The organism is Bordetella sp. N (assembly GCF_001433395.1).
Classification (GTDB): domain Bacteria; phylum Pseudomonadota; class Gammaproteobacteria; order Burkholderiales; family Burkholderiaceae_B; genus Bordetella_C.
The window spans coordinates 5073844-5085153 of record NZ_CP013111.1 but is presented as its reverse complement, the minus strand read 5'-3'; the positions used below and the strand labels follow the sequence as shown (position 1 = coordinate 5085153).

Below are 11310 nucleotides of genomic sequence, written 5' to 3'. Positions count from 1 at the left end.
GAGAACCGAGGCTTTGCTGACGCGGCGTACCTCACTCGGGATGCGCGGACCTAGCCAGTTTGGGGAATAGGCGGCGCTCGGTGCGAGGTCTGCTATGCCGCGATATCATATTACAGTTCTGTTGCTGGCACCCCACCTTTGTTTCTATAAATGTCACGAATCCTCATCGTCCGCACATCATCTTTGGGCGACCTCGTTCATATGTTGCCCGCGATTTCTGATATCGCCGCGAATGTTCCGGACGCCAAGATCGATTGGATCGTGGAAGAAAGCTTCGCTGAAATTCCCGCATGGCATCCAGCAGTTGATACCGTAATCAAGGTCGCACACCGACGTTGGCGCAAGGCGTGGTGGTCGGCGAGCGTGCGCAAAGAACGCAGGTTGCTCGGCGAACGGTTGCGAGATGTTAAATACGACGTCGTGCTCGACATGCAAGCACTACTGAAATCCGCCTGGTTGGTCCGGCAGACGCAGGGGGTACGCCATGGTTTGGATTGGCGCTCAGCCCGGGAGCCCTTGGCATCGCTGTTTTATGACGTGCGTCATCGAGTGGAGTTTTGGCAACCGGCAGTCATCAGACAGCGCACGCTGGCTTCATTGACTTTCGGCTATACCTTTTCAGGTGCGCCAGATTTTGGACTGCAACGATTCAGCTCTTCCAGAGCAGTGCATAAGTTGCCTGAGGACGATAAAGATTACGCGGTCATCATGCCCTCGGCGAGTCGGCCGGACAAGCTGTGGCCGGACCAGGACTGGCGGGCTGTATTCAAGAGGTTATTGGACTCCGGATGCGGGCTGAGGCTGCTTGCCGGCAATGCCGAAGAGGACCGCCGCGCTCGCGAATTGATCGCACAAATTCCCGATGCAGAAGTTTTGCCGCGATTGAGTCTTACCGATGTCGCCAAGGTATTGGCTGGGGCTCGGCTGATGGTGGGGCTGGACAGCGGGTTGACCCATTTATCCGCAGCGCTCGGGCGTCCCACAATAGGCATTTACCGTGCGTCCACTCCCGTGCGCACGCCTCTGGTCGGTGCGTCGTACACGGCCAGCCTCGGCGATAGAGGCGAGTCACCTTCGCGCGAAGTTGTGTTGGCAGCCGTCGAACAGGCGCTGGCTGCCTGATGGATTGAAGATTAGTGACCGACGCTGACAAATCCAGATGAGCCGCCGCTCCTATACCCTGTTGTTGTATCTGCTCGCTCCGTTGATTTGGACGTGGATGGCCTTGCGGGTACGCAAGGCGGGGGGACGGTGGGGTATTTTGGGTCACGAGAGATTCGGACGCTTTCCCGATGACCCGGACGGCGAGCACGACCAACGGCGCGCAAGGGTCTGGGTGCACGCTGTCAGCCTTGGTGAGACGCGGGCTGCGCAACCTCTGATCCAGGCATTACTGGATGAGGGCTTTCGCCTGTTATTGACGCATACAACTGCCACAGGGAAAGCGGAGGCCATACGTCTGTTTCCTGAAGCCGCGCGCACAGGGCAATTGACCCAGGCTTGGTTACCTTATGACTTCCCCGGTGCGGTCAGGGGGTTCCTGCGGCATTTTTCGCCTCGCTGCGGCATCCTGATTGAACGCGAAGTCTGGCCGAATCTGATCCATACGGCGCACAGCAGATCCATCCCGATGTTGCTGGTCAGCGCGCGCTTCTCGGCATCCGCACTGCGGCAGGCTGGTTGGTTGGGCAAGGTCATGCGAACGGCCTATGCAACCCTTGATCTGGTCGCCGCGCAAACACCGGATGACGCGCGGCGCTTGAAGGAGGCCGGTGCCGTGGCTCCACGCGTGCTAGGCAATCTCAAGTTCGATGTGCATCTTCCGGAAGACCAGATCGCTGAAGGCCATGCATGGCATGCGGCATTGGGGCGCCCGGTAATCTGTCTTGCCAGCACGCGGGAAGGCGAGGAGGCGTTATTTCTTGCCGGATTGCGTGAGACATCCTCGACCGTCAGCGAGGCTGGCGATGGCCGCGTGCCGCTATTTTTGATCGTTCCTCGCCATCCTCAGCGGTTTGATGAGGTAGCGGGCCTTCTGCAGTCCCAAAATATTGCATACGTACGGCGCTCGACTGGGAGCAAGGACGTGGCCCCCCAAGTCCTGGTCATGCTCGGCGACTCATTAGGTGAGATGAGTTTCTATTACTCCGCATCGGACGTCGCGATCATTGGTGGAGGATTTGCACCTTTCGGCGGCCAAAATCTGATCGAAGCTGGTATGGTCGGCACGCCCATCATCGTGGGGCCGCATATGAATAATTTCGCGCAGGCTACGAAAGATGCGTTGGCCGAGGGCGCGGCCTTTCAGGCCACCGATGCGGATGAAGCCTTGCGCCTGGCGGCTGAGTTCGTTGGCAATTCCGAACGGCGCAATGAAATGCGATCGGCGGCACAACGATGGACCGCCGGTTATTCAGGTGCGACGGAAAGAGTCATGCATGACCTGACTCCGTGGCTGGGTACTGAGCATCGCGTCAATGAATCGTGATCCGCAGTAAAGGCCTTACCGCCCCACCCCCACCTTCCCCGCATTCAACTCCGCCCTGAATCGCCCCGGATCCCGTCCTTCCTCCGACGGCGCCAACCCAAACCATCCCTGTCCGATGCCGTACATCACGACATTGGCCAGCACGATAAGCACGAACAGTATCCGCATCGACGCGTATCCAAATAGCAGGTGAGGGGAATCTACGAAAGAATAATCAGGAAAGGGCGGACCCAGACACCAACAAGCTGGCCAACCCATCCAACACCGGATTGTCGACCACCTGCGGCACGCAGGGCAAATCCCCCGTCGCCGAAGTCACCTGGCCGAGCAGGCGCCGGGTTTCCGCCTCGACCTCATGCCAGCCGCCGCCGGCGACAAACAGGGCAGGGGGCCGGCCGTCGTAGCGCTGCCGCGCGGCCAGCCACTGGCGCAGTAACGCCCCAGCCTGGGCAGCGGCCACGCCGGTAGAAATCGCTGCGTGGGTTTCCGTCGGGAACAGCACCGGCTCAGCATGCGCCAAGGGCAGGTCGGCCGTACCGCTGGCCAAGGCGCGGCGCATCATCACCGGGCCGGGCAAAATCAGACCGCCTTCGAAAACACCTTCCGCACTCACGGTATCCAGGGTCGTCGCCGTGCCAAACGACGCCAGCAAAAAAGCCGGACGTGGCGCGGGCAGGCGGTTGAGCACCCCGAGCATGGCGGCCCAGCGATCAGAGCCCAAGCGGGCGGGGTATTGATAGCGCGAGGTCAGGCCCAGCGCTTGCTCACGGGGAACGATCCATTCGACCGTGCAGCCATGCCGCGCCAGTGCCGTTTCGATCGCCGCGGCGCGCTCCGGACCGGCGACATTGCTGCCCAGCGCGCGGCTTGGCACCACGGGCAGGGCGTCCAGCCATGCCGCGAACGCATCCGTGTCGTTGTTATCGAACGCGCAGGCGATCGGCGCGGCAGCCGCGTCCGCATCAGCCGCCGCCGTGCCGGCCACACTCAGCGCGCCGACCTTCAGACGGGTATTGCCCGAATCAATCAGGATCGCCATAAGCCCTCACGTCGCCCTCACCGAAATCTCTCCAACGGACACCGGCGTCACTCGCGTTCCCGTCTTCACGAGCAATCGCCCATGCCGATCCGTCCCGGCCGCGGTCCCGGTTTGCAGCACTTCGCCGCGATCCAGCACCCGCACCGTCCGCCCAGCCAGGGCATCCACCCGCGCGAACCGATCGATAAATACCTGGAAACCGAAAGCCTGCAGCTGCACGATCGCGTCCTGCCAGGCCCGCGCCACCGCCGCCACGATATCGGCGATCTCCAGCGCCGGCGCACCGACCCCGGTCCAGTCCGCGATGGGCCGATCCAGTTCCCGCGACAGCAAGTCCGCGTCCACAAGATTGGTCCCCATCCCGATCACGACGACATGCCCGGCCGACCGATCCACCGGATTGCGCGTGGTCTCCACCAGCACGCCGGACAACTTCCCTTTACCGAACATGACGTCATTGGGCCATTTGACCCGCAACCCGTCCGCCCCCGGTCCGGCCAGCGAACGCAGGGCTTCAACGGCAGCCAATCCCGCCAATGGCGACAGGGCGGGTAATTCAGCGGCAGCCAGGGTCGTGTCGAAGGCACAGGAAAACATCAGCGCCTGCCCCGGCTGGTTTTGCCAATTCCGCCCGGCCCGTCCGCGCCCGGTGTTTTGCAAATGCGCACCACGCAGCCAGGGGCGCAAACCGCGCCCGCCCACCTGCAAACGGGCCTGTTCCAACAGATCGGCATTCGTCGATCCGGTTTCCCGCACCCAATCCACCCCCCCAAACTGAGGCAAACGCTCGTGAATCTGCTCGGCGAGCGTGGCGGGAGACGGAAGAAAGACCTCGGACATGACTAAACGCGGACTCAGTGAGAAAAAAACGTAAAAAAACGGCTTCAACATCCTGCGCAACTAAGCGGATATCGGGCCGATCAAAAGAAATCACGGCCTGAATTGTATGGCCTCCCGCCAACAGCGGCCCGCCAAGGCGGCCTGTATGATTAGCCTTGTTACCTCCCTGGAGCACCGGCCCCCGCCACTGCCCTCGCTAAATGGTCCATACCGCCCAGCCCGTTAACCCCGCCGTCGCCCCCTTCACGAAGTCCGGCGACATTTGCCACGTGGCGGGCGACTGGAGCGTGCAGGCGCTGGCGCACCCTGGCGAGGTCCAGGCGCGCCGCAAGGCCCTGGCCAATGCCACGCCAGCCATGCGCTGGGACCTGACGGGGATAGAGCGCCTGGATACCGTGGGCGCGAACCTGCTCTGGCATGCCTGGGGCGATGTGATGCCCAAGCGCCTGCGCATATCGCCAGGCCTGCAGGAGGTCTTCCAGGCCCTTTCTTCCCACCCGGGCGACCACAACACCGAACCGCCCGCGCAAGACCGCTGGGGCCCGGTCAGCGCCATCGGCGACGCGATCTTCACCGCCGCGCGCCACGGCAAGTCGATGACGGTCATGCTGGGTCAGCTGGTGCTCGATCTCGGCCACCTGGCGGTTCGCCCGTCGCGGATACCCTGGCGCGAAATCTCCGCGCAGATCTACCGCATGGGCGCGCAAGCGCTGGGCATCACCGCCCTGGTCGGTTTCCTGATCGGCGTGGTGCTGTCCTACCTGTCCTCGCAGCAACTGCAGATGTTCGGCGCCGATCGCTTCATCGTGCGCCTGCTGGGCGTGTCCATCGTCCGCGAACTGGGTCCGGTGCTGGCCGCCATCCTGGTGGCGGGCCGCTCCGGTTCGGCCATCACGGCGCAGATCGGCGTCATGCGCGTGACACAGGAGCTCGACGCCATGCGGGTGATGGGTATCTCGCAGAGCCAGCGCCTGATCCTGCCGCGCGTGGTGGCGCTGGCCATCGCCATGCCCCTGCTGGTGGTCTGGACGGATGCCCTGGCGCTGCTGGGCGGCATGCTGGCGGCGCGAGCGCAGTTGGGGGTATCGGCGGCCTGGTTCCTGCAATCGCTGCCGGATGCCGTCAGCCTGGCCAATTACGTGATCGGCCTGGCCAAGGGCGTGACCTTCGGCATCGTCATCGCCATGGTGGCCTGCCATTTCGGGCTGATCATCGAGCCGAATACCGAAAGCCTGGGCCGCCGCACCACCACGTCTGTCGTGACGTCCATTACCGGGGTTATCCTGGCCGATGCGCTTTTTGCTGTCCTGCTTAGCCGGGTGGCCCTATGAAAGACGACGTTCGCGACCAATCCGACCTGTTCGGCGAAACCGCGCTGACGGTCGCGCCCATCATTTCGGTGCGCGGCCTGAAGACGGCCTTCGGCGACCACGTGGTCCACGAAAACCTGAACCTGTCGGTCTACCCCGGCGAGATCCTGTCGCTGGTGGGCGGATCGGGCTCGGGCAAGACGACCTTGCTGCGCGCCATCATCGGCCTGGATACGCCGGCCGCCGGCACGGTCCAGGTGCTGGGCATGCCCCTGACGGAAATGTCGACGGGCGAATGCAATCAGCTGGCGCGCCGCTGGGGCGTGCTGTTCCAGGCGGGCGCCTTGTTCTCGGCACTGACGGTCTTCGACAACGTCGCGCTGCCGCTACGCGAGCTGCGTTCGATTCCCGAGGACCTGGTGCAGGACGTGGTGATGTGCCGCCTGAACATGGTGGGCATGACCGCCAAGGATGCCTACAAGCGCCCGTCCGACCTGTCCGGCGGCATGATCAAGCGGGTGGCCCTGGCACGCGCGCTGTCGCTCGACCCGGAGTTGCTGTTCCTGGACGAGCCCACGGCCGGTCTGGACCCCCTGCGCTCCGACGAGTTCGTCGAGCTGGTGCGCAACCTGCACCGGCAACTGCATTTCACGGTGGTGATGGTGACTCACGATCTGGACACGCTGGTGGCGCTGTCCTCGCGGGTCGCGGTGCTGGCCGACAAGCGGGTCATCGCTTGCGACAGGCTTTCCGAAATCCTGAAGGTGGACCACCCCTTCATCCAAACGTTTTTTCTGGGCGAGCGCGGGCGTCGTGCGCTGGGCGATCTCGCTCCCAAGGACCTCAATAATGGAAAACCGTAGCTACGCGTTGTGGGCCGGTGCCTTCACATTGCTGCTGCTGGCGGCAGTGATTGTGATCGCCGTGGTGATCAACCGCGACCGCGCGGCCTTGCGCGACTATGAGATCGTCTCCTCCACGCCGGTCGGTGGCCTGTCGGCACAGTCGGCCGTGCGCTACCAGGGCGTGCCGGTGGGCAAGGTGCAGTCGCTGGCCCTGAACCCGGACGTGCCCGGCCAGGTGCGCATCCGCATCGGTGTGGCTCCCAATACGCCCATCACGGAATCGACCTGGGCTGAATTGGGTGTACAAGGGGTGACTGGACTGGCCAATGTGGATCTGCGCGATGACGGCAGTTCCATCGAACGCCTGAAGCAGGTCGGCCATGACTTGCCGGTGATTCCGCTGCGGCCGGGCCTGCTGGAACGCTTCACCCAACGGGGTGGCACGATCATGGAGAACGTGGGCAATATCTCCGCGCAATTGAGCAAGGTGCTGGACGAGCAGAACGTGCAGGCGCTGCATGCGTCCTTGCAGAACGCCGTGGACCTGACGCATTCGCTGAAGGTGCTGAGCGATGAGCTGGCGCCCGCGGCCGCGAAGATAGGTCCGCTGCTGGACAGCCTGAACGCGACGTCGCGCCAGGCCGCGGCGGCGGCCAAGGACTTCGATGCGCTGGCGGTGGTCGCGCGGCAGATGCTGTTCCGGCTGGATGAGCGGGGCGGTCCGCTGGATGTGGCCACGGCCAGCCTGCGGACGATTTCGGAAGCGGCGTCGCGTATGTCGGCCGAAACCTTGCCTGCTGTGACCAATATGGCGAATCAGGTCAGCGCTACCGCGCGTGGCGTGTCGTCGACGGTGCGACGCGTGGGGGATTCCCCGCAATCGATATTGTTCGGCGCGCCGCCGCCGCGCCCTGGGCCGGGTGAGCCCGGCTTCGCGGGCTTCGGGAGATAAGGATGAAAGTTTCTTTGTTGAAGAAAGGCAATCAATCGCCCGCTGGGCGGCAGGGGGCGGCAGCACGCCAAGGCGTGCTGCGCCAGCAATGTGAGCCCGTGGGCCTGCGCCGGGCTTCCTTCCGCGACTGGACCTTCAACGGCGCGCGCAGCCGCCTGTTGCGCCTGGTGCCTGTCCTGGGCCTGGCCGCCGCGGCTGTCGTGTTGACGGGTTGCAGTGTGGGGCGCGCCAGTGGTCCCCAGGCTGGTCTGTTCGATCTGGGGCCGGCCACGCCGGCGGTGACGACCTTGCCCAAACGTGAGCCGATTTCGGCCAACGTCACGGCGGTGTCCATGTTGAACGACACCGGCGTGATCTGGCGTATCGGCGATAGCGCGAACCCGCAGTCCTATGCGACGTATCGCTGGGCCGCGACGCCTGCGCAGCTGTTGCAGCAGCGGTTGGTGGAACGCCTGTCCGCGCAGGGCCCGGTGCTGAGCGATACGGTGGACTCGCGCGCGCCGGTGCTGCAGATTTCCCTGACCCGCTTCGAGCAGGTCTACACGCCCGACGGGACGTCCAGCGAAGGGCGGGTGACCCTGCAGGCGGTTCTGCTGCGTGAACGCCGCACCATCGACGCTGTCCGCGTGGCGCGCTCCGCGCCGGCTACGTCGCAGGATGCCGCCGGTGGCGTGCAGGCCCTGCGCGTGGCCACCGATGCGGCCCTGGACGATCTGGCGTTGTGGCTGTCGCAAAAGCTGCCCGCGCCGGCCGGCCCGATGGGCGTGCCGATGGCGACGCATTAGAGCGGGGGTGCGGAGAACGCGGCCTTGCCACGTGCTTCGCGCGGCGCGGCCGGCAGAGCCATGCCCTTGGGCCGATTCCCGTAATATTCATCTTCCAAGCCCGCCATCTGGCGGGCATTATTTCCAGCCGGAATCATCCGGCCATAGCCTGCCCAAGCAACCATGTCTGCCCACACCGAAATCGTCGGCTTCGCCGGAGCCGCCGGCCGTATCGACTGCGCCATCGACTGGCCCGAGCACGCGCCCCGCGGCTGGGCGCTGGTGCTGCATCCCCATCCGCTGCACGAAGGCACCCGCGACAACAAGGTGGTGACCACGATCTCCCGTGCCTGCGTGCAGGAAGGCCTGGTGGCCGTGCGGCCGGATTTCCGTGGCGTGCGCCAGTCCGAAGGGACGTTCGACAAGGCCCAGGGCGAGACGGCGGACATGCAGCAGCTGGTCGCCCAGGTACTGGAACGTCATCCCGAACTCAAAGACCTTCCCTGGGTGCTGGCGGGTTTCTCCTTCGGCACGGCGGTAGCCGCGCAGCTGGATTCGGCCCTCGCCGAAGCCGGTCAGCCCCGTCCGACGGCGCTGATCCTGGCCGGCCCGGCCGTGTGGCGCTTCCAGTTCCGGAAGGTAGACCTGCCGGCGGATACCTTGCTGGTCCATGGCGAACAGGACGAGGTCGTGCCGCTGGGCGAGCTGATGGACTGGACGCGCGACCGCAGCGTGCCGGTCGTCGTGATTCCCGGCGCCAGCCACTTCTTCCACGGCAAGCTGCTGCTGCTGAAGCAGCTGGTGCTTACACGGCTGGCGCGGGCCCTGGGCTGACGTTCAGGCCACTTTCCAGGCCGCTGGCAACCGCCTGGGCCGCGCGCTGCGCGGCGTGCCGGGTCTGGTCAAGGAAGATCTCGAACTTGTCGGCCGGCATGGGGCGCTCCAGCAGATAGCCCTGCACCTGATCGCATGACAGGTCATGCAAGGTGTCCAGCTGCGTGTTGGTTTCCACGCCTTCCGCCACCACTTCCATGTTCATCGAGTGCGCCAGCGCCACGATGGCCGCGACGATGTTGCGGCCTTCCTCGCCATGCGTGTCCAGGCCGTTGGTGAAGAAGCGATCGATCTTCAGTTGCTGCACGCGGAACTGCTGCAGATAGGCCAGGCTGGAATAGCCGGTACCGAAGTCGTCGATGGCGATGTTGAAGCCATGCGCATGGAAGGCATGGATGACGCGCGAGCTGAGTTCAGCGTCATGCATGGCCACGGTCTCGGTAATCTCGAACATGATGCGCGCGGGCTCGATGCCTTCCTGCTGGCAGATCTCCAGCATGCGCGGTACGACGTTGGGATGATGCAGCTGCTGCGGTGACAGGTTGATGGCGATGCGCAGCGGCTCGCGGCCCTGCATGTCCCAGTGCTTGAGATGGCGGCAGACGGTGCGCGTGACCCAATACCCGATGTCGATGATCTGGCCGGACCGCTCCGCCACGGGAATGAACTCGGCCGGCATGATCGCGCCCAGTTGCGGGTGGTTCCAGCGGATCAAGGCTTCGGCCCCGGTCAAGCTGCGGCCGCCGTCGGAAAACTTCGGCTGGAAGTGCAGGAACAGCTGGTCTTGCGTCATGGCCTCTTGCAGGCCCTGCTGCACGGTGAGCACGCGCTTGAAGCTTTCGCCCATGCTCTCTTCGTAGAAGCGGAAGCCGTTGCGCCCGTCCTGCTTGGCGCCGTACATGGCGATGTCGGCATGCTTGATCAGCTGATCGACGGTGTCGGCGTCGTGCGGGTACAGGGCGATGCCGATGCTGCTGGTGACGCGCAAGGACGTGCCGTTGAACACCAGTTCCTCGCGCAGGGATTCGATCACCGACTGCGCGACGCGCGCGGCGCCGTCGCGGTTGGGCAGGCCTTCCACCATCACCACGAACTCGTCGCCGCCCAGGCGCGCCACCGTGTCTTCGCGCCGCACGCGTGCACGCAGGCGATGGGCGAAGGCCTTGAGCATGCCGTCGCCGATGCTGTGGCCAAGCGAGTCATTGATGCTCTTGAACCCGTCCAGGTCCATGAACAGCACGGCGAATTCGGTGCCGTCGTTGCGGGCGCGCACGATGGCCTGTTCCATGTTGCGCGTCAGGCTGGCGCGGTTGGGCAGGTCGGTCAGCGCATCGATGCTGGCCATGCGTACCAGCGCGGAGTTGAGCTTTTGCAGCGAGCCGCTCCACGAGCGGCGCGAGGCGTCGAAACGGCTTTCCAGCGCGGACAGGACCAGCGTCAGGAACAGCACGAACAGGGTGACGCTGGCTACCGACAAGCCCAGCCAATGCAGGTCCAGGTCATCGGCGGCGCCGCAGATCGCGTTGGCATCGAAGTTGGCCGCGGCCATGCCGGTGTAATGCATGCCGGTGATGGCGCCTGCCATGATCAAGGACGCGCCAAGCCGCTTGAGCGTCAGGAAGACCACGGCGTCTTCGGCACGCAGGGCATGCGCGATCCACAGCGCGGCGACCGAGGCCACATAGGCGATCAGCACGGACAGCAGCAGCATGCCGGTGTCGTACTGGATGGCCGGCATCATGCGCATGGCGGCCATGCCCAGATAGTGCATGCCACAGATGCCCGCTGCCATCACGGCACCCGCGATAAGCGCCCGGCGCCAGGTCAACGGACCATGGGTCGACACCAGCAACGCGACATAGGACGCGCCGATGGCCATGGCCAGGGACACCGCCGTCATGCTGTAGTCGTAACCGGTACGGATGGGCAGGGAAAAGGCCAGCATGCCGATGAAGTGCATGGACCATACGCCCATGCCCATGGCGACTGCGCCACCGGTCAACCAGGTGCGGCGGGCGGTATCGGTTGATGCCGACGTTATGCGGCCCGCCAGATTCAAAGCCGTGTAGGACGCCAGGGTGGCGACGAGCAAGGACAGAACGACCGTCCAGAATTGGTAAATACCGCTCATGGTGGTTGTGCTGATGTCTTGTATGAATGGCCGTCGCTGCAGGCACGGCGCGAGAGCCGCCATAGTGTCACGAATATCTTGAGAATGATACAAACCGCTGCGACATG

Annotated in this window: 10 protein-coding genes; 7 read left to right on the top strand and 3 right to left on the bottom strand. The window is 64.4% G+C overall.

Going from position 1 to position 11310, the window contains the following annotated elements; translation table 11 throughout:
- Positions 1-150: 150 nt before the first annotated feature.
- Both waaC and ASB57_RS21925 read left to right on the top strand, forming a co-directional pair.
- Positions 151-1122, top strand: coding sequence for a lipopolysaccharide heptosyltransferase I (gene waaC / locus ASB57_RS21930; protein WP_057654125.1), 972 nt, complete (start codon positions 151-153; stop codon positions 1120-1122).
- 37 nt (positions 1123-1159) lie between these two features.
- The gene (locus ASB57_RS21925; RefSeq protein WP_057654124.1) at positions 1160-2488 is read left to right on the top strand and encodes a 3-deoxy-D-manno-octulosonic acid transferase; all 1329 of its coding nucleotides are present in this window, start codon (positions 1160-1162) and stop codon (positions 2486-2488) included.
- 214 nt (positions 2489-2702) lie between these two features.
- Here the strand turns inward: ASB57_RS21925 and ASB57_RS21920 are convergent, their stop codons facing one another.
- Entirely contained in the window at positions 2703-3527 is an 825-nt protein-coding gene (locus tag ASB57_RS21920; protein WP_057654123.1) for a type III pantothenate kinase, read from the bottom strand.
- A gap of 6 nt (positions 3528-3533) precedes the next feature.
- The gene (locus ASB57_RS21915) at positions 3534-4367 is read right to left on the bottom strand and encodes a biotin--[acetyl-CoA-carboxylase] ligase (protein ID WP_057654122.1); all 834 of its coding nucleotides are present in this window, start codon (positions 4365-4367) and stop codon (positions 3534-3536) included.
- 200 nt (positions 4368-4567) lie between these two features.
- Here ASB57_RS21915 and ASB57_RS21910 point away from each other — a divergent pair, with 200 nt between their 5' ends.
- The 5 genes from ASB57_RS21910 (at position 4568) to ASB57_RS21890 (ending at position 9072) form a co-directional block, all read left to right on the top strand.
- A complete protein-coding gene (locus ASB57_RS21910; RefSeq protein ID WP_057654121.1) occupies positions 4568-5698 on the top strand; it encodes an ABC transporter permease in 1131 nt (376 codons plus the stop codon).
- Positions 5695-6540: an ABC transporter ATP-binding protein gene (locus ASB57_RS21905; RefSeq protein WP_057654120.1), complete on the top strand. Its 846-nt coding sequence runs from the start codon at positions 5695-5697 to the stop codon at positions 6538-6540. The genes ASB57_RS21910 and ASB57_RS21905 overlap by 4 nt, the downstream gene beginning before the upstream one ends.
- Positions 6527-7474, top strand: a complete 948-nt coding sequence (locus tag ASB57_RS21900) for an MlaD family protein (protein ID WP_057654119.1) — start codon at positions 6527-6529, stop codon at positions 7472-7474. The genes ASB57_RS21905 and ASB57_RS21900 overlap by 14 nt, the downstream gene beginning before the upstream one ends.
- A 2-nt stretch (positions 7475-7476) precedes the next feature.
- Positions 7477-8259, top strand: a complete 783-nt coding sequence (locus tag ASB57_RS21895) for an ABC-type transport auxiliary lipoprotein family protein (RefSeq protein WP_156414235.1) — start codon at positions 7477-7479, stop codon at positions 8257-8259.
- Between the two features lie 162 nt (positions 8260-8421).
- On the top strand, positions 8422-9072 hold the full coding sequence (locus ASB57_RS21890; RefSeq protein ID WP_057654118.1) for an alpha/beta hydrolase: 651 nt from the start codon (positions 8422-8424) through the stop codon (positions 9070-9072).
- Here ASB57_RS21890 and ASB57_RS21885 read toward each other — a convergent pair.
- Complete coding sequence (locus tag ASB57_RS21885) at positions 9044-11203, bottom strand: bifunctional diguanylate cyclase/phosphodiesterase (protein WP_082621755.1); 2160 nt, start codon at positions 11201-11203, stop codon at positions 9044-9046. The genes ASB57_RS21890 and ASB57_RS21885 overlap by 29 nt on opposite strands.
- Positions 11204-11310 lie beyond the last annotated feature (107 nt).